General features: G+C 69.2%; 19 protein-coding genes, 1 tRNA gene and 1 riboswitch. Of the genes, 12 read left to right on the top strand and 8 right to left on the bottom strand.

The annotated features are described in order from the left end of the window. Positions 1-23: 23 nt before the first annotated feature. The gene (locus ABFX50_RS34925) at positions 24-638 is read left to right on the top strand and encodes a YidC/Oxa1 family membrane protein insertase (protein WP_346152530.1); all 615 of its coding nucleotides are present in this window, start codon (positions 24-26) and stop codon (positions 636-638) included. Here the strand turns inward: ABFX50_RS34925 and ABFX50_RS34920 are convergent. Further along, positions 608-1,033 carry an ATP-binding protein gene (locus ABFX50_RS34920; protein ID WP_312895730.1) on the bottom strand — a complete coding sequence of 142 codons (426 nt, stop codon included), beginning with the start codon at positions 1,031-1,033 and terminating at the stop codon, positions 608-610. The two genes, ABFX50_RS34925 and ABFX50_RS34920, sit on opposite strands and share 31 nt — an antisense overlap. 141 nt (positions 1,034-1,174) lie before the next feature. Beyond that, positions 1,175-3,022, bottom strand: coding sequence for a PAS domain S-box protein (locus ABFX50_RS34915; protein ID WP_346152528.1), 1,848 nt, complete (start codon positions 3,020-3,022; stop codon positions 1,175-1,177). A gap of 54 nt (positions 3,023-3,076) precedes the next feature. Here ABFX50_RS34915 and ABFX50_RS34910 point away from each other — a divergent pair, with 54 nt between their 5' ends. After that, positions 3,077-3,619, top strand: a complete 543-nt coding sequence (locus ABFX50_RS34910) for a methylated-DNA--[protein]-cysteine S-methyltransferase (protein ID WP_346127340.1) — start codon at positions 3,077-3,079, stop codon at positions 3,617-3,619. On the opposite strand, the gene ABFX50_RS34905 is transcribed toward ABFX50_RS34910, so the two are convergent. Then, positions 3,616-4,962, bottom strand: a complete 1,347-nt coding sequence (locus tag ABFX50_RS34905) for a purine-cytosine permease family protein (RefSeq protein WP_346152526.1) — start codon at positions 4,960-4,962, stop codon at positions 3,616-3,618. The two genes, ABFX50_RS34910 and ABFX50_RS34905, sit on opposite strands and share 4 nt — an antisense overlap. Next, a riboswitch (TPP riboswitch) is annotated at positions 4,952-5,066 on the bottom strand. (Overlaps the previous gene by 11 nt.) 112 nt (positions 5,067-5,178) lie before the next feature. Here ABFX50_RS34905 and ABFX50_RS34900 point away from each other — a divergent pair. Beyond that, on the top strand, positions 5,179-5,502 hold the full coding sequence (locus ABFX50_RS34900; RefSeq protein ID WP_183652908.1) for a rhodanese-like domain-containing protein: 324 nt from the start codon (positions 5,179-5,181) through the stop codon (positions 5,500-5,502). 8 nt (positions 5,503-5,510) lie between these two features. On the opposite strand, the gene ABFX50_RS34895 is transcribed toward ABFX50_RS34900, so the two are convergent. Genes ABFX50_RS34895 through ABFX50_RS34885 form a run of 3 tightly spaced genes read right to left on the bottom strand, consistent with a single transcriptional unit; the run spans position 5,511 to position 7,588 of the window. Continuing rightward, complete coding sequence (locus ABFX50_RS34895; protein WP_183652910.1) at positions 5,511-6,389, bottom strand: Fpg/Nei family DNA glycosylase; 879 nt, start codon at positions 6,387-6,389, stop codon at positions 5,511-5,513. Between the two features lie 43 nt (positions 6,390-6,432). Next, positions 6,433-7,038 carry a TenA family protein gene (locus tag ABFX50_RS34890; protein ID WP_346152523.1) on the bottom strand — a complete coding sequence of 202 codons (606 nt, stop codon included), beginning with the start codon at positions 7,036-7,038 and terminating at the stop codon, positions 6,433-6,435. Positions 7,039-7,048: 10 nt separating this feature from the next. Beyond that, on the bottom strand, positions 7,049-7,588 hold the full coding sequence (locus ABFX50_RS34885; RefSeq protein ID WP_346152521.1) for a DM13 domain-containing protein: 540 nt from the start codon (positions 7,586-7,588) through the stop codon (positions 7,049-7,051). 55 nt (positions 7,589-7,643) lie between these two features. Here ABFX50_RS34885 and ABFX50_RS34880 point away from each other — a divergent pair, with 55 nt between their 5' ends. Further along, positions 7,644-8,312: a GOLPH3/VPS74 family protein gene (locus ABFX50_RS34880; RefSeq protein ID WP_346152519.1), complete on the top strand. Its 669-nt coding sequence runs from the start codon at positions 7,644-7,646 to the stop codon at positions 8,310-8,312. A 51-nt stretch (positions 8,313-8,363) separates the two neighbouring features. On the opposite strand, the gene ABFX50_RS34875 is transcribed toward ABFX50_RS34880, so the two are convergent. Next, a complete protein-coding gene (locus ABFX50_RS34875; RefSeq protein WP_346152517.1) occupies positions 8,364-9,587 on the bottom strand; it encodes an LCP family protein in 1,224 nt (407 codons plus the stop codon). A gap of 241 nt (positions 9,588-9,828) precedes the next feature. On the opposite strand from ABFX50_RS34875, the gene ABFX50_RS34870 reads away from it, so the two are divergent. Together ABFX50_RS34870 and ABFX50_RS34865 are read left to right on the top strand one after the other, a co-directional pair. Beyond that, positions 9,829-11,160 carry a hemolysin family protein gene (locus ABFX50_RS34870; RefSeq protein ID WP_379506621.1) on the top strand — a complete coding sequence of 444 codons (1,332 nt, stop codon included), beginning with the start codon at positions 9,829-9,831 and terminating at the stop codon, positions 11,158-11,160. Continuing rightward, complete coding sequence (locus ABFX50_RS34865; protein ID WP_346152514.1) at positions 11,157-12,176, top strand: hemolysin family protein; 1,020 nt, start codon at positions 11,157-11,159, stop codon at positions 12,174-12,176. Before ABFX50_RS34870 ends, ABFX50_RS34865 begins: the two co-directional genes overlap by 4 nt. Positions 12,177-12,648: 472 nt before the next feature. On the opposite strand, the gene ABFX50_RS34860 is transcribed toward ABFX50_RS34865, so the two are convergent. Continuing rightward, positions 12,649-12,731, bottom strand: a tRNA-Leu gene (locus ABFX50_RS34860). A 162-nt stretch (positions 12,732-12,893) separates the two neighbouring features. Between ABFX50_RS34860 and ABFX50_RS34855 the strand changes: the two genes are divergently transcribed. Genes ABFX50_RS34855 through ABFX50_RS34830 form a run of 6 tightly spaced genes read left to right on the top strand, consistent with a single transcriptional unit; the run spans position 12,894 to position 19,702 of the window. Further along, on the top strand, positions 12,894-13,634 hold the full coding sequence (locus ABFX50_RS34855) for an FHA domain-containing protein (protein ID WP_183652927.1): 741 nt from the start codon (positions 12,894-12,896) through the stop codon (positions 13,632-13,634). 17 nt (positions 13,635-13,651) lie between these two features. Further along, positions 13,652-14,122: an FHA domain-containing protein FhaB/FipA gene (locus ABFX50_RS34850; RefSeq protein ID WP_183652930.1), complete on the top strand. Its 471-nt coding sequence runs from the start codon at positions 13,652-13,654 to the stop codon at positions 14,120-14,122. After that, positions 14,119-15,396, top strand: a complete 1,278-nt coding sequence (locus ABFX50_RS34845; RefSeq protein ID WP_346152511.1) for a Stp1/IreP family PP2C-type Ser/Thr phosphatase — start codon at positions 14,119-14,121, stop codon at positions 15,394-15,396. The genes ABFX50_RS34850 and ABFX50_RS34845 overlap by 4 nt, the downstream gene beginning before the upstream one ends. Positions 15,397-15,426: 30 nt before the next feature. Further along, on the top strand, positions 15,427-16,776 hold the full coding sequence (locus ABFX50_RS34840; RefSeq protein ID WP_183660306.1) for an FtsW/RodA/SpoVE family cell cycle protein: 1,350 nt from the start codon (positions 15,427-15,429) through the stop codon (positions 16,774-16,776). Continuing rightward, on the top strand, positions 16,773-18,230 hold the full coding sequence (locus ABFX50_RS34835) for a peptidoglycan D,D-transpeptidase FtsI family protein (protein WP_346152509.1): 1,458 nt from the start codon (positions 16,773-16,775) through the stop codon (positions 18,228-18,230). Before ABFX50_RS34840 ends, ABFX50_RS34835 begins: the two co-directional genes overlap by 4 nt. After that, a complete protein-coding gene (locus ABFX50_RS34830) occupies positions 18,227-19,702 on the top strand; it encodes a serine/threonine-protein kinase (protein WP_346152508.1) in 1,476 nt (491 codons plus the stop codon). Before ABFX50_RS34835 ends, ABFX50_RS34830 begins: the two co-directional genes overlap by 4 nt. Positions 19,703-19,754: the final 52 nt, after the last annotated feature.

The raw sequence follows: 19,754 nt of genomic DNA, 5'->3' as shown, positions 1-19,754 counted from the left end.
AGACCTTTCTATGAGGAGTTGCGATGATCGATTCTTTTGTCATGTTCATCACCGGCTTCGGCGGTAGCACCGCGCTGGTGATCGTGCTGTTCACGCTGGCCGTACGGCTGCTGCTGCTGCCGCTCAGCATCAAGCAGGCGCGCGCCGCCAGGATCCGGATGCGGCTCGCGCCGCGCATGCAGGAGCTGCAGAAACGCCACGGCCGCGATCCCGAGCGGCTCAGCAAGGAGATGTCGGCCCTCTACGCCAAGGAAGGCACCTCGCCCTTCGCGGGATTCGGTCCCGCGCTGGCGCAGATGCCGTTCCTGTGGCTGATGTATCAGGTCGCCACCCACCCCCTGATCGGTACGGACCTGCTCGGTCAGCACCTGGCGGTGGTGGTGGCGAAGTACGGCCTCATCAGCTGGCCCGTGCTGGCTTTCGCCGGCGTCATCGTCGCGATCGCGCTGATCGCCTGGTACACCTCCCGCAGGATGGAGGCAGGACAGTTCAAGATCCTCAAACTGCTGCCCTACGGCACGGTGATCGCCGCTGCCGTGCTGCCGCTGGCCGCGGGGATCTACCTGCTGGTCTCGACCGCATGGACGGCCGGCGAGCGCCGGGTGCTCTACCCGGCTTCCTTGAGCGCGGCGACCTGACCGTTGGCGTGCGGGGCGGGGAGCACGGCCCATACCGTGGTCGTCTCCCCGTCGTGCCGGACGCCCCAGCTCTCCGCGACATATTCGACAATGCCGAGGCCGCGCCCGCCGAGTGAGGACATCGTGGGACGGCCCGCGCGCGGCTCGGTCGCCGCGCCTCCGTCACTCACAGCCACCTCGACGTGATCGTCAGTCCACAGCCACGCCACCCTGACCATGCCAGAGGTCAACGGTCGCGCATGCCGTAGCGCGTTGCTCAGCAGCTCGCTCACCACCAGGACCGCATCATCGATCGCGGTGGCGTAGACCCCCCACTCCTGCAGGTCAGTGCAGAGACGCTGGCGCGCGACGGCGACGCTGGACAGTGCGTACGGCAACATCACGACGCTCGACACACCCACCTCCCCGCTCCCATGTCCCCCCAGGGAACGCCCCCGGATACGACCGAAATGCCCCGTTACTCGGTCCCAGAAACCGTGTCTCGATCACAGCTTGTACACATTGGACGATAGATCAGCGCATCCGTGACCGGCTCGTTACCGGCTCGGCGTGTCGGCCACGATAGTGAGAGCAAAACGCATACGAGTGCCTCCACCTGGGCGTGGATGGGCCGTGACCTCGCCGCCCTGCGCCTTGACCAGGCTCCGCACGATGTAGAGCCCGAGACCCACACCGCCGAATCTGCGCCGGTCACCGCTGTCGACCTGAACGAACCGCTCGAATATTCGGTCACGGTCATCAGGGGCGATGCCGACGCCCTCGTCGTCCACCACCACGACCACGTGTCGCCCCTCCGCCCACACCTCGACACTGATCAGACCGCCGTCGGGTGAGTACTTGAAGGCGTTCTCCAGCAGCTGCCCGAGCACGATGTCCGTGGCCAGCGCGTCGCCTCTCACATCGGGCAGATCCTCGGGGATGACCACCTCGACCCTGTGCCTGTCGGACAGGACGGGCAGGCCCAGCGTGGCCGCCCGCACCCGCTCCGCCAGGTTGAAGGTCTCGACGCGGACCGCGAGCTCCTCTGCTCCCGCCCTGGCGCCGAGCAGCAGGTGGTCCATGAGCTGCCCGAGCGACCTGGCCCGCTCGGCGATGGTGTGGACGGCCGAGCGGCGCTCGGGATCGGTCATCTTGTCCCATCGGGCGTCGAGCGTGCTGGCGAACCCGCGCACGATCGTGATCGGGGTGCGCAGTTCGTGGCTGGTGGTGGCCAGGAACAGGTCCTTGGCCTCCTCCAGCTCCTTGGCGGTGGTGATGTCGCGGAAGTCGACGACGATCTCCCCCGTCTCCTCGATCTTGGCGCTGACCACGTCGAGCCAGCGGCCGTTGGCCAGCTGGAAGGTGAGCTTCTCTCCCGGCTCCGGCAGGGGGAAGGGCGGTGGCTCGCCGATGACCTTCTCGACGGGGATGCCGGTCAGCTCACCGGCCGCGGGGTTCCACTGGACCACCCTGCCCGGCTCGTCGAGCACCGCGATGCCGTCGGCGCTGGCGTCGAAGACGGCCCGCTCGTGGGCCCGCTGCCGCAGCGCCTCCTGGTAGGCCATGGCGTTGCCCACCGCGATGCCTGCGTGGCCCGCCAGCAGCTCGAGCAGCTCGAGCTCAACATGGCCCGGCTTGCGCTTGGCGAACAGCGCGTAGAGCGCGCCGTAGGGACGGCCGCCCACCGCGGCCAGGCCCAGCGCGATCGTGTGCAGGCCGGGCAGCTCGGCCCAGACCAGGTCGTCGAGGCCCTCCGACTCGAGCATCACGGTCTTGCCCGTGCGCATCAGCTTGCCGACCAGGCTGCTGCGCAGGTCGGCGGTGACGTTCCTGAGCGACTCGGGCAGCTGGTAGGCGCTGACCAGCCTGAGCCGCTCGTTCTCGATGAGGACGAACCCGCCCGCGTCGGCCCCTGTGAGCTCCGTGAGGCTGGCCGCGATGCGCTCGAGCACGGCGGGCAGCTCCAGCTCGGCGTTGATGTCGCCGACGACGTCGGTGAGCCTGCGCACCAGCCTGGCCCTGTGCGCCCCTCTGTCCCTGGCGACGACGTCGTCCTCCGGCAGGTGGTGGACGTGCACGTAGCCGACGACGGCCGTGCCGTGGAGCAGCGCGCTGGTGTCGACCCGCACGTCGAGGACGGTGCCGTCTCTGCGGAAGCGCTTGGTGCGCAGCGAGACCTGGCCGCCGGTGCGCACCCTTTCGAGAACCGCGTGGTGCTCGGCGGTCAACTCGCCAGGGACGATCGGCGCGCGCCTGCCGACCATCTCCTCGGTGCTCCATCCGAACAACCGCTCCGCCGCTGGGTTCCAGACCAGCACGGTCTGGTCCCTGTCGAGCACGACGACCGCGTTGGGGGCGCTGGAGAGGACGGCAGCGGCGATCTCCTCGTCACCCACGCCTTCCATACTGCCGGTGGCGCGCCCGCTCCGTAAGCCGATCCGTCCGATACGCTGCGGGTTATGTCGGCCGGTGACCTCGAAGCCCTGCTGAGGGTCACCTCAGCCACCTACCGTGCTGGACGGCCGCCTGACGTGGCCGTCGGCACCTACGAAGGCGCCCTCGGCAGGCTGGTGCTCGCGGTCACCGCCAAGGGCGTGGTCGCCTGCAGCTTCGAGGACGAGCACACGATCTTCGAGCGGCTGACGCGGGTCGTGGGCGGCCTCGTCGGCCCCGACGCGCGCCGTCTCGACCCGGTGCGCCGCGAGCTCGACGCCTACTTCTCCAGGCGCCTGCGCGCCTTCACCACCCCCGTCGACCTGCAGCTGGCCACGCCGTTCGCGCGCACGTTGCTGCAGATGACCATGGCAGTGCCGTACGGCACCAGCACCACCACCGCCGACCTCGGGGCGCGCATCGGACGGCCACAGGCGCTGCGCGCGGTGGGCAACGCGCTGAACGCGAACCCGGTGTGCGTGATCGTGCCATGCCACCGGGTCCGCGACCGCGAGAGCTATCCGGGCGGGGCGACCGCCCTTGAGCGCCTGCTGAGGATCGAGGGTTAGCGCCTGCTTCGCCGTACGAAGCCGATGGCCAGGGTGACCAGGCCCGCCACCAGGAACGCGCCCACGGCCGCGCTCATCCACGGCTGCCTGGTGAAGCCCAGCGCCGTGCGCGCGCCGTCCCAGATCGCCGCCCACCAGCTGATCGTCGAGGGCGCGGCCAGCAGCCACCAGGTGACGAAGCCCAGCGCCCACGGCGCGACCATCGGCCAGCGCGAGGGGGCGTGCTCACTGGTGTCCCACGTGCTGGCGCGGCCGAGCACGAAGTAGTCGACCACGAGGACGCCCAGCATCGGGACGAAGACGGCGCCGATGATGCTGAGGAAGGCGCTGTAGGAGTTGACGTCCACCAGCAGCGCCACGCCGATGGTCAGCACGCCGATCGCGATGGAGAAGATGCGCCTGTCCACGCGGGGCATGAGGTTCTGCAGCGACATGGCGGTGGAGTAGACGTTGGCGAAGGACTGGTCGGTCTCACGCAGCACCAGGATGCCGAAGAACAGCGCGCCCAGCGGGGCGGCCACGAACGGGCCGAACACCGTGGTCGGATCGTTCAGCACGGCGTCGTGCCCGGCGATCGCGACCGCGTAGACGCCGATGGCCAGGCAGGCGACCTGCGCGACCGTGTAGCCGCCCACGACGCCGGTGAAGGCGGCGCGGCTGCTGCGCGAGTGCCTGGCGTAGTCGGCGGCCACCGGCACCCACGACACCGACAGCGCGATCACGAAGTCGACGGCGGGGGCGAAGGCGTCCCAGCTGCCGCCGGACGGCGCCGGGGCCGAGCGCAGGAAGACGACAGCGAACCAGATGGTCGAGATGATCACGCCGATCGTGACGACCCGCCTGATCAGCCTGATGGCGCCGAGCGGGTAGATCGTCAGCCCGGTGGTGATCGCCCCCGCGAGGAGCACCCAGACCGCGTACGGCACGGCGTCGCCGAAGATGGCCTGCGCGCCCATCGAGATGACCCACAGCTCGAAGGCGCCCCACCCGAGCATCTGGATGATGTTGAGCACGGTCGGGACGTAGGAGAGCTTGGCCCCGAACAGCCCTCTGAGCAGGACCATCGCGGGCTGGCCCGTCTGCGCGCCGGGGATGGCGGCCAGGCCCACCATGGCGGTGCCGATGAGGCTGCCGACGACGGTCGCGGTGACCGCGGCCGTCATCGACAGCGGGTTGTCGTCGAGGAGGGGGTTGATGAGGAAGAGCGCGAAGGAGAAGCCGAGGAGGCTGACGCCCAGGTTGGCCCAGAACGCGCCCTGGTCGAGGATGCCGAGAGTCTTGGGGGGAGCCTCGTCGAGGGTCAGAGGGACTTCTGCATGCTTGGGGTCGATGACATGCGTCATCACACGCTCCCTACGCCGGCATTACCCGGACAGGTTCATGCGGTCGGCGGCGCAGGAGCCGCCCTCTCAGCCCGGTCATCGCCCGAGCTCCCGCGGTTTGTAATTTTCGACCGAATTATGTCACTTAACGACTTTCTGGCAAGAGGCCGCTCCTCGAAGCCTCACGCGTCGCCCCTCCGGGCGTGGTCAGGGGTTCGGTTCCCCGAGAATGGAGGTATGAGTGTTCCTGAGATCGAAGTGACCGACGTGCCCGCGGGCGCCTACCTGCTCGACGTCCGTGAGCAGGACGAATGGGTCGCGGGCCACGCCCCCGAGGCGGTGCACATCCCGCTCGCCGAGTTGCAGGCGCGGGTCGAGGAGGTGCCCGCCGACCAGCAGGTGTACGTCGTGTGCAGGGTCGGCGGCCGCTCGGCGCACGCCGCCGCATGGCTGAACCACATCGGGCGCGACGCCGTCAACGTCGGCGGCGGCATGCAGTCGTGGGAGATGGCCCGCAAGCCCATGGTGAGCGAGACGGGTCAGCCGCCCTTCGTCGCCTGAGCGGGGCCCTACTTCAGCAGCTTGGACATCCGCCGGTCGGCGAGGATCTTGCCCTCGGTCTGGCAGGTGGGGCAGTACTGCAGCGAGGAGTCGGCGAACGACACCTCGCGGATCGTGTCACCGCACACGTCGCACGTCTGCCCCGCCCTGTTGTGCACGCGCAGCCCCGACTTCTTCTCCGCCTTGAGGTCCTTGGCGGCCAGGCCGTGGGCCCTTTCGACCGCGTCGCGCAGCGTGGTCACGATCGCCTCGTGCAGGTCGGCGATCTGCGTGTCGGTCAGCGTGGCCGAGATCTTGAAGGGCGACATCCTGGCCGCGTGCAGCACCTCGTCGGAGTAGGCGTTGCCGATGCCGGCGATGATCTTCTGGTCTCTCAGCAGGCCCTTGATCTGGGTGCGGTTACCGCCCACGATCTGCTTGAGCGCGCTGGGCGTGAACTCGGGCGCGAGAGGGTCGGGGCCGAGCGAGGCGACGCCGGGGACCTCCTCGGGGTCCTTGACGACGTAGACGGCCAGGCGTTTCTGCGTGCCCGCCTCGGTCAGCTCGAAGCCCGGCGCCACGCCGTCGTCGTCGGGCGCCAGCCGTACCCTCACCGCCAGCGGCCCCTTGCCCGGGCGGACGGGTTTCGCGCCCGACAGGTCGTCGCGCCAGCGCAGCCACCCCGCTCGCGACAGGTGGAAGACCAGGTGGAGGCCGTCGCAGTCGAGGTCGAGGAACTTGCCGTGCCTCGCCACGCCCGTGACCGTCAGCCCGCCGAGCGCGGTGACGGGCGGGTCGAAGGTCTTGAGCGCCTGGAAGGCGACGACGTCGACGGCCAGCATGGTGCGCCCCACCGCCCGCTCGCGCAGGAACTCGGCGAGCGACTCCACTTCGGGAAGTTCCGGCATGCGTCCAGAATATGGTCCACAGCCTGTGGAAAGCAGCTCCGCCCTACGGGACGTCCCAGAAGGCCAGCTCGTGTCGCATTCCCTCGGCGAACAGCTCCTTCGCCCTCGAGAGATCGGGCGCCGCCTCGTCGATCATCTCGGCGATGCGCCCAGCCAGGGCGGCGAAACCGGGATCGGCGTAGGTGTCGACCCATGCGCGGTAGCGAGGCTCGGCGGGCCTGTTCTCCGCGAGGATCCGGCCGAGCGTGGAGTATCCCCACATGCACGGATAGAGGGCGGCCAGGCCCTCGGCGTAGGTGGCCGCCGACTCCAGCAGGAAGGTGGTGTACGCCTGGCACGCCGGGCCCTTCACCGCGCCGTCGAGGTCGGCGCCGAACTCGGCCGACAGGGACCTGTGCAGCGACAGTTCGTCGTGGAAGGTCGTGTGCGCCAGGTCGACGAGGTCTCCGAGGTGCGCGGCCGGAGCCTGCCAGGCCAGCCTGGCGAACACCCTCACGTAGTCGTGCAGGAACAGCCAGTCCTGCTCCAGCCACGATCTGAAGACCTTCTCCTCGAGGTCGCCCCTGCCGATGCCCGCCACGGTCGGGTGCGCGAGCTGTGCCTCGAGCAGCGGGCGGCCGATGGCGTGCAGTTCCGATGAAATCGACATACGGAGCAAGTTAACGCGTTCCGGCAGTGAGAGCGGCGGCGCCGAAGGAGACGCTGAACCGCTTGCACCAGATGGACACGCTGGTGAGGCTGTCGAGGTCCGCGTCGGCAGGGATCGGGTAGTTGGCGTCGCCCTTGTTGCCCTTGAGGTCGCCGAGCTCCAGGTACCTGCCGTCGTCGAAGGTGCGCCAGGAGTCGGTGACGGGCTGGTCGCTCAGCCACACGCGCAGATCGGGGCCGTCGGAGGTGGCCAGGTCCTCGATGCGCAGGACGCGCCTGCCGTCGGCGAGCCTGAGCACCTTGGCGACGCCCGAGGTCCTGTGCTCGTGGGTCACGAACCTGCCTGACCGCAGCACCTCCGGTGCGGGAGCAGGGCTGACCGCCCGCGGAACGGCCGCGGGCGTGGCGCCCGTCGAGGAGGCGACCGCCTCGGGCAGGGGCTCGTTCACCTCCACGGTGGTGAACAGCCGCCAAGGCTGGAACAGGTACATCGCGACCCCGAAGACCACCGCCACAGCGATCCAGGTCGCGGGATGACGCAGTACTCTCATGCCTCCACACCACCACGCGAACCGCTCCCCAACGCTTACGACGTACTGTCTGGACATGAGCGTCACCATCGCCGAAGAAGTCCTCCTCCTCGCGCACAGCGAGCAGGACGGCAAGCAGCTGATCGGCTCCACCGAACTGAACGCGGCGCTCGGCGGCGCCGTACTCGCCGAGCTGGCGGTCGACGGCAGGATCGCGCTGTCGGAGAAGAGGGTGGTCGTCCAGGACGCCGCCGGAGGCGGCGCGGAGCTCGACGCGGAGCTCGCGGCGACCATGACCCGCATCGTCGAGGACGGCAAGGAGCGCAAGCCCGCCTGGTGGGTCGCCAAGATCGGCAGCAGCAAGCTCAGGACCCGGCTGCTGACCAGGCTCGCCGACACGGGCGTGCTCACCCAGGAGCGCGGCAAGATCCTCGGCATCTTCCCCACCACGCGCTGGCCCGAGGCCGACGGCAGCGTGGAGGCGGAGATCCGCGCCAGGGTGGCGAGCGTGCTCGGCGGCTCCGAACCCGACGAGCGCACGGCCGTGCTGATCGCCGTCCTGCACGCCGCCAAACTCGACCGCAAGGCCTTCCCCGGGGCGAGCAAGGAGCGGATCAAGGAGATCACCGAGGGCGCGTGGGCCGGTGAGGCCGTGGCCAAGACGATCGCCGAGATCAACGCCGTCATCATGATCGCCGCGACCAGCGCCGCCATCGGCGCCGCGACGAGCACTTCCACGGGCTGACCATCGCCGCGGGCCGTCCTCTCGACAGGGAGACGGCCCGCGCCACGCGCCTCAGCCCTTGTCCAGCACGTCCTTGGGCACCGGCTTGTCCTCCTTGAGCGCGTCGAAGAGCTGGATCGCGCGCGTGGTTTCCCACTTGACCGCCTGCCCGCCGGCGACGCTCTCGTTGCCGCCGAACGGCACCACCGTCGTCACAGGGCTGCCGCCCATCGCCAGCCCCAGCGAGAGCAGGTCGAAGGCGCCGGTCCCTGTGTCGACCCGCACCGCGTCCGTGGCGCCCATCGCCAGCGGGATCGAGGTGAACGGGTTGATCAGCACCAGAGGGCTCGCCGCCTTCTTCACGACCGCGCTGAGGAACTGCCGCTGCCGCTTGGTGCGCTCGAAGTCGGGCAGCGCGCCGCCCTTACGGGTGCGGACATAGCCGAGGGCGGTGCCGCCGTCCATCTCCTGGCAGCCCTTCTTGAGCTTGAGCCCCGCCTTCGGGTCGTTGATCGGGCTCTTCACGCAGATCTCGACGCCGCCCACCGCGTCGACGATGTCGACGAACCCGGCGAAGCCGACCTCCATGTAGTTGTCGATCCTGATGCCCGTGACGTTCTCGATCGTGCGGGTCAGCAGCTGAGGGCCGCCGATGGCGAAGGCGGCGTTGAGCTTGTTGCGACCCTGTCCGGGGATGCTGACCGCGGAGTCGCGGGGCAGGCTGACCAGTGTGGGCCTGTCGCCGCCCTCGGGGATGTGCAGCAGCATCATCGAGTCGGTGCGCCGGCCGACGGCCCTGCCGGTGGCCAGCTTCCTGCGCTCGGCGGCCGTCAGGCCCTCGCGGCTGTCGGAGCCGACGAGCAGCCAGTTGGTTCCTGGGGTGTCGGCGGGGCGGCCCTCGTACTCGTCGAGCACGCCGTCGATGGTCTGGATCCGCGAGTTGATCCAGAAGAAGCCGACCACGGCCAGCACCAGCAGGACGGCGAGCGCCCCTGCGATGATCTTCAGGATCGTCGCGCCCTTGATCCGGCCCCGCAGCCGTGGCTCACGCGGCTCCTGAGGCGGCTTCTTGAGGGGGCGTACGGGGCTGTCGCCCGAGCGGGCCTTGCCGTACACCCGAGCGCTGGAGCGGGGCTCCTCAGGAGCCCTCGGCTGCTCGTGCGCCCTGGTGGGCGCGCTGCCGGGAATCGGATGAGCGGGCGCACCGCCTGAGCGCGGCGGTCCCTCGTCCCTGCGCGGCAGCGGGCGTCCGTCGCCCGGTGAGCGCATGGCTCGCGTGCGGTCGTCCTCGGACACGTCGTTTACTCCCCCTCGGTTGCTTTCGACCGTACTTCGTGGCCTTCACCAGTGCAGACGTCTCGTCAAGGAATTCCCATGAAAAAGTACGCAGACCAGAGCGTGAGTCACTCGGGAAACATTTGACGTCCGCACGGTCGTTACGGTTGTGGACGACCTCTATCGAAGGGAAGATCGTGTCCGCTCCGGACCCATGGAGTACTAGCCCGTGCATCTGCACGGGACCCCCTGCGAGCTCGAAATGAGCGCCTATCTCGGCATTCTTGCCCTCTTCCTCCTCACCGCGGCGACCGGTTACTTCGTCGCCCAGGAGTTCGCCTTCGTCGCCGTCGACAGGGGCAACCTGCGGGAGCAGGCCAACGCGGGCGACGCCGCGGCGGAACGAGCGCTGCGAGTCACCTCACGCCTGTCGTTCATGCTCTCCGGCGCGCAGCTCGGCATCACCGTCACCGCCCTGCTCGTCGGCTTCCTCGCCGAACCCGCCATCGCGACGCTGGTCAGGCCCCTGCTGGGAGATCTTCCTGCGGCCTTCTCCGTGGCGATCGGCGTCTTCGTGGCCACCGTCATCCAGATGGTGCTCGGTGAGCTCGCCCCCAAGAACCTCGGCATCGCCAAGCCCGAGCCCGTGGCCAAGTTCCTGGCCCGCTCGACGCTGGTGTACCTGACGATCGCAGGACCCCTCATCAAGCTGTTCGACTCGGCCGCCACCGGCCTGCTCCGCCGTGTCGGCGTCGAGCCCGTGGAGGAGGTGGAGCACGGCGCTACCCCCGAGGAGCTTTCGAGGATCATCGCCGAGTCCACCAGGGCGGGCGAGCTGCCGCCGCGGCTGTCGGAGCTGCTGGAGCGGGCGCTGGAGTTCGGCGACCGCATCGCCGAGGAGGCCATGGTCCCGAGGCCACGCGTGGTCGTGCTGCGCGTCGACAGGCCGATCTCCGACCTCATCGCGACGATGCGCGAGTGCGGCCACTCCCGCTACCCGGTCCTCGGCCCCGAGGGCGACGTCATCGGCGTGACAGGCGTGCGCGAGCTGCTGGCCGCGGGCGTGGAGGAGGGCGTGATCGGCGACGTCACCCAACCTGCCGTGCTGGTCCCCGACTCGCTGCCCCTGCCGCTCGTGCTGGCGCAGATGCGCGCCGCCAGGGCCGACCTCGTCTGCGTCATCGACGAGTACGGCGGCCTGGCCGGCGTGGTGACCGTCGAGGACCTGGCGGAGGAGCTGGTCGGCGAGCTCGTCGACGAGAACGACCCCGAGCCCGTCGGCGCCGTCGAGCGCCCTGGCGGCGTCTGGGACGTGCCGGGCACCCTCAGGCTCGACGAGGTCGAGCGGGCCACCGGCATCTCACTCCCCGAGAGCGACGACTACGACACCGTGGCGGGCCTGGTCCTGGCCAGGCTCGGCAGGATGGCCGAGCCCGGCGACATCATCACGGTGGAGCTCATCCCCGAGTCCGACCCGTTCGCTGAGGACTCCCAGGAGTCGCAGGCGGTCCTCACGGTGCTGTCCCTGCAGCGTCGCGTCCCCGAGTGGGTACGGCTCGCGCCCGTCCAGCACCCCGCCGAGGTGGCCAAGTGAACCCGCTCGCCCTGATCGCGCTCAGCCTCGGGCTGCTGGCCTTCAACGCGCTGTTCGTGGCCGCCGAGTTCGCCTTCGTCTCCTCACGCAGGCACCGCCTGGAGGAGATGGCCTCGGGCGGCACCAAGCTGACCAGATTCGTCGCCAAGTCCGCGGTGGAGGGCGGCAAGCAGCTGTCCCTCATGCTGGCAGGCGCCCAGCTGGGCATCACGCTGTGCACGCTCGGCCTCGGCATGGTGACCGAGCCCGCGATCGAGCGCTACCTGGAGCCGGTCTTCGCCCTCGTCGGCCTGCCCGAGGGCCTGCGGGTGCCGATCGCGCTGACGATCGCGCTCGCCCTGGTGACCTTCCTCCACATGGTCATCGGCGAGATGGCGCCCAAGTCGTGGGCGCTGACCCACCCCGAGTCGGCCGCGATGCTGCTGACCGTGCCCTTCAGGGCCTTCACGTGGGTGGTGCGTCCGCTGCTGTCGACGCTGAACGGTTTCACCAACCTGATCCTGCGCCTGTTCGGTGTGCACGCCCGCGACGAGCTGGCCACCACCAGGACACCGCGCCAGCTCGCCATGCTGGTCGGCGAGTCGGGCCGGATGGGCCTGCTCGACCGCGAGGAGCACGACCTGCTCACCCGCGCCCTTCGCCTCGAGGCGCAGGGCATCGAACGGCTCATGGTCCCCATCGACCAGGTCGTGATGGTGCCCGCCGACGCGAACGCCGACCGGATCAAGCGGGCGGCAGGCGGCAGCGGCCACCTCAGGCTGCTGGTCGGCACGCCCGGCGACATCAGGGGCGTGCTGCACGCGCGCGACGCCCTGCTGATGCCCGAGGCCTCGGCGGGTGAGCTGGCCAGGCCGCTGCCCAGGCTCGCCTGCGTCACCCAGGTCCCCGAGGCCGTGGCCGCGCTCCAGGACGCTCGCGCGCACCTGGGCCTGGTCACCGCGGCCGACCTGTCGGTCATCGGCATGGTGAGCCTGAGCGACCTGCTGGGCGAGCTCCTCGACACCAGGGCCGCCTGACCTGTCCCCCGGCCCCCACGGGCTGGGGGACTCACTGGTGCACCGGCCCACACGAAGTGGATCCTGTGCCGGTCCAGCGTCGTGGTGTCCTCGAGGAGGGTGGTCATCGTCACATGCGCGCCGTCGGCGGAGTGGAGCCTGGCGCTCAGCCTTCCACGGCCGAGGGCGTCGATCGGCCGTGACGCTATACGCACAGGTATGACCCGTCAACGGAGAGTGTCGACTATGTGACGTTGGCCAGAAAAGTGCTGATTGGGGCCCGGCCGGGCGCCCCGGGCACCAATCGCTCAGCTCTGAGCGAAATCCCGCAATCCGCTGAAACGTTGTCAGCGACTGGAAAGCGGTCTGCAAGTGATCTCAGGTAACGTTCCCCACGCAGGTGCAGCCCGTATCAAATAAAGAAGCCCCGGCTCTTGCGAACCGGGGCTCTGTTTCGTCACTGTGGGTCTGCCGATTTCATCGGCGACCGGAGTGGGCGAGGAGGGATTTGAACCCTCACGTCCTTTCGGACACACGGACCTGAACCGTGCGCGTCTGCCGTTCCGCCACCCGCCCTTTTGGGTGCGGAGAAACAGTAGCACGGATCAGACGCTGGTACCGAACCCGGATACGATCGCATCAAGACGCGGAGAGAAGAGCTGGGTGCAAGAGAGCGACTCAGGAGCCACGGGCACCCCAGCGGCCGCGACGATATGCACGGAGGAAGGGAGGTACCCGGTGGGAGTCCTTCAGCGCTTCGAGCGAAGGCTCGAAGGCTTGGTTGAGGGGGCCTTTGCGCGGGCGTTCAAATCTGACCTTCAGCCGGTCGAGGTCGCCAGCGCGGTGCAGCGAGAGATGGACGAGCGGGCCGCCATCGTGGCTCAGGGCCGGACGCTCGTACCCAACGACTTCGTGGTGGAGCTGTCGACGACCGACGCCGAGCGGCTCGAGGTCTACGCCGACAGCATCAGCCACGAGCTGGCCAACCTCGCCAGGGAGTACGCCAAGGAGCAGGGCTACTCCTTCGTGGGACCGGTCCGGGTCCGCTTCGAGACGGCCACCGACCTGGCGGTGGGCCTGTTCCGCATCCGTTCGGGCGTCATCAGGGGTGCGACGGTCGAGCAGGACGAGATCCGCCAGCCCAAGAGCGACCTGCCTGCCTCCAGGCCTGGCGCGTTCGGCGGCAGGCCCAGGCTGCTCGTCTCCACACAGGACGACCCGCAGGGCGACCGCTCCTACGAGCTCACCACTCCGGTGACCTTGCTCGGGAGGGGCACCGACTGCGATCTTCGTCTTGTCGATCCAGGCGTTTCCCGACACCATGCGGAGCTGCGGGTCGAGGGCCCTCAGGTCGTGCTCGTCGACCTGGGCTCCACGAACGGCACCTTCGTCAACGGCCAGCCGGTACGCAGGATCGAGCTCCAGAACGGCACTCGTGTCACCCTGGGGCGCACGACTCTGGTGTTCCGGCGCGATTAGGGGTAGACAAACGGTCCATGTCCGAGCTCACGCTGCTGCTGATCCGGCTCGCCTTCCTGGCGGTGCTGTGGTTCTTTGTCATTGCCGCAGTCGGGGTGATCCGGACCGACCTGTTCGGTTCGCGCACTTCTCCGGCGACCAGAGGCAAGCCGGCAAAGCCCGCGAAACCAGCGGCAAAACCCAAGAGTAAGAAGGGGGAGCCGCGCCAGCTGGTCGTCACGGGCGGCCCCCTGCAGGGCACCATCATCAATCTCTCGGAGACGCCCATCACCATCGGCAGGGCGAACGACGCCACGCTGGTCGTGACCGACGACTACGCTTCCAGCCGGCATGCCCGACTCTTCCCCCAGGACGGTCAGTGGATCGTGGAAGATCTTGGCTCCACCAACGGCACGTACCTCGACCGCTCAAAAGTCACCCGCCCGACCCCGGTGCCGCTCGGTGTTCCGATCCGCGTCGGCAAGACAGTCATTGAATTGCGCAAATGACCATCGCACTCCGCTACGCCGCCCGCTCGGACGTCGGCCTCCTCCGCGAAGGAAACGAGGACTCGGCGTACGCTAGCGGGCGCCTGCTCGCCGTCGCCGACGGCATGGGCGGGCACGCACACGGCGAGGTGGCGAGCTCCGTCGCCATCGCCGCAATGGCCTCTCTCGAAGAGAGCCACCAGGGGGGTGACCTGCTCAACGCCATCGAGGCGGCAGTGCGCGACGCCAACCGCAAACTGCACGAGATGGTCGGGCGGGATCCCAGCCTCAAGGGCATGGGCACCACTCTCACCGCCATGCTCTGGAACGGCACCCAGGTCGCACTGGTGCACGTCGGCGACTCGCGCGCCTACCTGCTCAGACGCGGGGAGCTCTACCAGATCACCCACGACCACACGCTCGTCCAGCAGCTCGTGGACGACGGGCGGATCACCCCGGAGGAAGCGGCGACGCACCCCCAGCGGTCGATCCTCCTGCGAGCGCTCGACGGCAGCGGCGAGGTCGACCCCGACCTCACGCTGCGCGAGGCCCAGCTCGGCGACCGCTACCTCCTCTGCTCCGACGGGTTGTCGGGGGTGGTGAGCGCCGAGACACTGCACGCGACGCTCACCAACGTCGACGACCCCGAAGAGGTCGTCCGCCAGCTCATCGACCTGGCCAACAGGGGCGGTGGCCCCGACAACATCACGTGCGTGCTCGCCGACGTGGTCGACGTCACCGACGGTCTCCCGGTCCCCACCGAGGCCGCCGTGGTCGGCGCGGCGGGAATGAGCCGCTCGCGTTCCAGCTCCCCGGGTGAGCCGGCGGGGCGAGTAAGCGCGGTGACCGCTCCCCAGCCGGTGTTCGCCGACGACGATGACGACTACCAGGACGCCGAGGCGTCGGGCCGTCGCAGCAAGCGTCGTCGCGTGTGGCCCGTGCTGGTCTCCGTGCTGGCAGTGGCCGGGGTGGCTGCCGGAATCGGCGGCTACTTCGGCTGGCAGTGGGTTCAGGACCAGTACTTCGTCGGAGCTAGGGACGGCGAAGTGGTCGTTTTCAGGGGCTTGCAGCAGGAGGTGGGGCCGCTCCAGTTCTTCGAGGTCGCCAAGGAGACCGGTCGCAAGGTCGCCGACCTGTCGGCGCCCGACCAGGCCATGGTCAAGGACGGCATCAAGGTGGCCGACGAGACCGAGGGCATCACGAAGATCAACAGCTTGAAGTTCGACGCCACCGAGACGGACGCCTCGGCCACCCCCTCCCCTTCCCCGTCCCCGAGCAAGACGAGGTCTCAGTAGGTGAGCGAAGTGGTCGCGACCCCCGTCCCCATGCCGGCCAAGCGTCGCGCGGCGCAGCTGTTCATGCTGGCCGGCGCCGTGGCGATCGTCATGGCGGCCTACGCCAACGTCGGTCTGGCCGTCGACGGCGCCATCCCTTCGGGCATGCTGACGTACGGCCTGAGCCTGGGCGGCCTCATGCTGATCGCCTACCTGGTGCTGGCCAAGTTCGCCCCATGGGCGGACCCGCTCATCCTGCCGCTGGTGACGCTGGTCAACGGGCTCGGCCTGGTGATGATCTACCGCCTGGAGGTAGGGGGCCAGGAGGAGGCGTCGGCCACCAACCAGATCGTCATGACCGGTGTCGGCGTGGTGCTCTTCACGGTGACGCTGATCGTGCTGCGCGACCACCGCGCCCTGCAACGCCTCACCTACACCGCGGGCTTCATCGGCCTGATCCTGCTGCTGTCCCCGCTCATCCCCGGCCTCGGCCGCGAGTTCTTCGGCGCGCGGATCTGGATCAGCATCTTCGGCTTCTCGATCCAGCCGTCAGAGTTCGCCAAGATCGCTCTCGTCGTCTTCTTCGCCGGTTACCTGGTGGCCAAGCGCGACGTCCTGGCGCTGGCCGGGCGGCGGCTGCTCTTCATCGACCTGCCACGCGCCAGGGACCTCGGTCCGGTGATCATCACCTGGGTGGTCGCCATCGGCGTTCTGGTGCTCCAGCGCGACCTGGGCTCCTCGCTGCTGCTGTTCGGCGGCTTCATCGTGATGCTCTACATCGCCACCCAGCGGACCTCATGGGTGCTGATCGGGATCCTGCTGTTCGTCGGTGGCGCATTCATCGCGGGGCAGCTCTTCGACCACGTCGGTGACCGCTTCGAGGTGTGGCTCAATCCGAGCGCCCCCGAGTTCTACGACCGCGAGGTGGGCGGCAGCTACCAGCTCATGCAGGGGATGTTCGGCATGGGCGCGGGTGGCATCCTGGGCACCGGGCTCGGTCAGGGTTACCCCCAGAAGATCCCGCTGGCCTACTCCGACTTCATCTTCGCCGCGGTCGGCGAGGAACTGGGCCTCACCGGCCTGATGGCGCTGCTGCTGATCTACGCGCTGATCGTGGAGCGCGGGCTGCGCACCTCGATCGCGGCCCGCGACCCGTTCTCCAAGCTCCTGGCGGGCGGCCTGTCGTTCGTGCTCGCCTGGCAGCTCTTCATCATCGTCGGCGGCGTGACGAATCTGATCCCGTTGACCGGCCTGGTCACGCCGTTCATGTCACAGGGTGGTTCGGCGCTGCTCGCTAACTGGATCCTTATCGCCCTGCTGGTACGCATGTCTGATGCCGCCCGACGCCCCCCGCCCCAGGCGATCCAGGACGAAGGACTGACGCAGGTGTTCCAGCGATGAACGGCACTCTCAAGCGCGCGGCGGTGGCCTGTCTCGTCATGTTCGGCCTTCTCATGCTGAATGTGAACTACCTGCAGGCCCTGAAGGCCGAGGAGTTGCGCTCCGACGCCAGAAACATCCGCAACTACTACGATCGCTACGACGTGCAGCGCGGACGTATCACGGCCGGTGGCACGATCCTGGCCCAGTCGGTGGAGAAGAAGAAGGGCGACTTCCGTTTCGTACGGAACTATCCCGACGGCAAGGTCTTCGCGCATGTCACAGGGTTCTTCTCGCCGGAGAGCCAGTCGGCGATCGAGAACAGCGAGAACCGCTACCTCGACTCGACCCACCCCGACCTGCTGCTGCGCAGGGGCATCGACCTGTTCACCGGCGAGCCGACCCGCGGCGCCAACGTCGAGGTGACGATCAATGCCAGGGCGCAGAAGGCCGCCCACGAGGCGCTGTCGGCCAGCGGCAAGAGGGGCGCGGTCGTCGCCCTCAACCCGAAGACCGGGGCGATCCTGACCATGGTCTCGCTGCCCACCTACGACCCGAACGTGCTGTCCGGCACCGACAAGCCGACGGTGTTCGGCGCCTACAACAAGCTCGACAAGGACAAGACCAACGGTCCGCTGGTCAACAGGGCGATCAACCGCACCTATCCGCCCGGCTCCACCTACAAGGTGCTGACCGCGGCGGCCTTCCTCGAGGATGACACCAGCCGCGACGGGCAGACGATCGTCCCCGCCCCCCAGGTGCTCGACCTGCCCAACACCACCGCCGACCTGCCCAACTCGGGCGGCGCGGCCTGCGGTGGCGGCCAGGTGCCGCTGGTCTACGCGCTCGAGCGCTCGTGCAACACGCCGTTCGGCAAGATCGGCATGGACCTCGGCTACGACCGGATGGCCGAGCAGGCGGCGAAGTTCGGCGTCGGCAAGCCCCTGGCCATCCCCATGAGCGTGTCCGGGAGCGACGTCGGCCCCAAGGAGGACCAGGCGGCGCTCGCGCAGGCCTCCATCGGCCAGCGCAGCAACCAGATGACGCCGCTCCAGATGGCCATGATCGCCGCCGGCATCGCCAACGACGGCAAGGTCATGAAGCCCTATCTGGTGCAGAAGATCACCGACGCGAAGAACGACACCATCGAGGAAGCCGAGCCCGAGGAGCTCTCCGAGGCCGTCAGCTCCGAGACCGCTGCCAAGCTCAGGCAGATGATGGTCAGCGTCGTCAACAACGGCACCGCTAGCCGCGCCCAGATCTCCGGCGTCGAGGTCGGCGGCAAGACGGGCACCGCGCAGACCGTCCAGGGCAAGGCGCCGCACGCCTGGTTCATCTCCTTCGCCCCCGCCCAGGACCCGCAGGTCGCTGTCGCGGTCATCGTCGAGTCCGGCAGCGCCGGCACCGACGCCTCCGGTGGCCAGACCGCGGCCCCGATCGCGAAGGCCGTGATGGAGGCGGTGCTCAACAAGTGACCTCTCCCAGCCGCAGGCTCGGCGAGCGCTACCTCCTGGTGTCGCGCATCGCCGCCGGTGGCATGGGCGAGGTCTGGCGGGCGAGGGACGAACTGCTCGGCCGCGAGGTCGCCGTCAAGATCATGCGGGGCGGCGTGGCCGCCGATCCGAGCTTCCTCGCCCGCTTCCGCAACGAGGCGCGCATCACCGCGGGGCTGTCCGACCCCGGCATCGCCCAGGTCTTCGACTACGGCGAGCAGAGCGACCTCGCCTATCTGGTGATGGAGCTGGTACCCGGCGAGCCGCTGTCGGCGATTCTCGCCCGCAACGGAGCGCTGGGCCCCGAGGTGGCGCTCGACGTGATCCACCAGACCGCCAAGGCGCTGCAGGCCGCGCACTCGGCGGGCATCATCCACCGCGACATCAAGCCGGGCAACCTGCTCGTCACCCGCGAGGGCACGATCAAGGTGACGGACTTCGGCATCGCCCGCTCCATGGAGGCCGCGCCCGTCACACAGACGGGCACCGTGCTCGGCACCGCCCAGTACGTCAGCCCCGAGCAGGCGCAGGGCCTGGCGCTGACGCCCTCCACCGACCTCTACTCCCTGGGCGTGGTGGCCTACGAGTGCCTGACGGGCACCACGCCGTTCCACGCCGACAGCCAGGTGGCGATCGCGCTCCAGCACCTCAGCGCGCCGCCGCCGCCGCTGCCCGAGTCGATCCCCGCCCCGGTGCGCGGGCTGGTCATGGCGCTGCTCGCCAAGGAGCCCTCCATGCGGCCCGCGAGCGCGCGCGAGCTGGCCGACAGGGCGTTCGTGCTGCGCCAGTCGGTGCTGGGCGCCGACGACCTCGGCACCGAACTGTCGATGCTCACCGACCCCGCGGGATTCCGGGTCAACCCTCCGTACGGCGGCGCGGGCACCAACCCCCCGTACGCCCCCGGCACCCACCCCCCCGGCAGGGCAGGCGTCAACCCGCCGTACGACCCGCCCACCGAGCCGCCGTACGGCGGAGCCGCCACCGACCCCAGGCCGGTGCCGACCGATCCCGAGCCGTGGGCGGCCGAGACCGCCGCCGAGACGCCGCGCCCCCGGCGACGGCGCACCATCGTGCTGGTCGCGACGGCGGGAGCCGCGGCGGCCGTGGGGCTTGGGACGTTCACTATCGCCAATTTCAGCACCAACGAAACGCCCAACGTGATACAGCCCACAAAAACGGCGGAAACGCGTCCTACCGTGAAGCCGAGCAGGACCAAGACGCCACCCCGACGGCCCGCGACGGTTCCACCTAAGACGTCACGGCCGGTACCCTCACGGTCAGCTACGGTAAGCACGTCGGCCACTCCCACGCAGCGGCCGACCAAGACGCCGAAGCCGACCCCGACCCCGACCCCGACGCCCACACCAACGCCAACCCCCACCCCGACGCCAACAGTGACATCAAGTGGCTCCCCAGACCCGGGTGAAACCATCCCGCCGAACGAGGAGACGTGATGCGTCGCGGGGTCGATGATGGACACTGGCGGCCTGCGAGCCGGCCGGTACC

Source organism: Nonomuraea recticatena (assembly GCF_039533245.1).
GTDB classification, from domain to species: Bacteria; Actinomycetota; Actinomycetes; order Streptosporangiales; family Streptosporangiaceae; genus Nonomuraea; species Nonomuraea roseola.
Note: the sequence above shows the minus strand (reverse complement) of the source record. Positions and strands in the feature narration are given on the sequence as shown.

What these genes read in the sequence shown, in the direction of transcription:
- ABFX50_RS34890 (WP_346152523.1), bottom strand. Translation starts at nt 7,038, where the DNA reads ATGTCGATTTCATCGGAACTGCACGCCATCGGCCGCCCGCTGCTCGAG.
- ABFX50_RS34910 (WP_346127340.1), top strand. Translation starts at nt 3,077, where the DNA reads ATGTCGGCCGGTGACCTCGAAGCCCTGCTGAGGGTCACCTCAGCCACC.
- ABFX50_RS34895 (WP_183652910.1), bottom strand. Translation starts at nt 6,389, where the DNA reads ATGCCGGAACTTCCCGAAGTGGAGTCGCTCGCCGAGTTCCTGCGCGAG.
- ABFX50_RS34870 (WP_379506621.1), top strand. Translation starts at nt 9,829, where the DNA reads ATGAGCGCCTATCTCGGCATTCTTGCCCTCTTCCTCCTCACCGCGGCG.
- ABFX50_RS34840 (WP_183660306.1), top strand. Translation starts at nt 15,427, where the DNA reads ATGCCGGCCAAGCGTCGCGCGGCGCAGCTGTTCATGCTGGCCGGCGCC.
- ABFX50_RS34885 (WP_346152521.1), bottom strand. Translation starts at nt 7,588, where the DNA reads ATGAGAGTACTGCGTCATCCCGCGACCTGGATCGCTGTGGCGGTGGTC.
- ABFX50_RS34900 (WP_183652908.1), top strand. Translation starts at nt 5,179, where the DNA reads ATGAGTGTTCCTGAGATCGAAGTGACCGACGTGCCCGCGGGCGCCTAC.
- ABFX50_RS34915 (WP_346152528.1), bottom strand. Translation starts at nt 3,022, where the DNA reads ATGGAAGGCGTGGGTGACGAGGAGATCGCCGCTGCCGTCCTCTCCAGC.
- ABFX50_RS34905 (WP_346152526.1), bottom strand. Translation starts at nt 4,962, where the DNA reads ATGACGCATGTCATCGACCCCAAGCATGCAGAAGTCCCTCTGACCCTC.
- ABFX50_RS34850 (WP_183652930.1), top strand. Translation starts at nt 13,652, where the DNA reads ATGTCCGAGCTCACGCTGCTGCTGATCCGGCTCGCCTTCCTGGCGGTG.
- ABFX50_RS34835 (WP_346152509.1), top strand. Translation starts at nt 16,773, where the DNA reads ATGAACGGCACTCTCAAGCGCGCGGCGGTGGCCTGTCTCGTCATGTTC.
- ABFX50_RS34880 (WP_346152519.1), top strand. Translation starts at nt 7,644, where the DNA reads ATGAGCGTCACCATCGCCGAAGAAGTCCTCCTCCTCGCGCACAGCGAG.
- ABFX50_RS34925 (WP_346152530.1), top strand. Translation starts at nt 24, where the DNA reads ATGATCGATTCTTTTGTCATGTTCATCACCGGCTTCGGCGGTAGCACC.
- ABFX50_RS34845 (WP_346152511.1), top strand. Translation starts at nt 14,119, where the DNA reads ATGACCATCGCACTCCGCTACGCCGCCCGCTCGGACGTCGGCCTCCTC.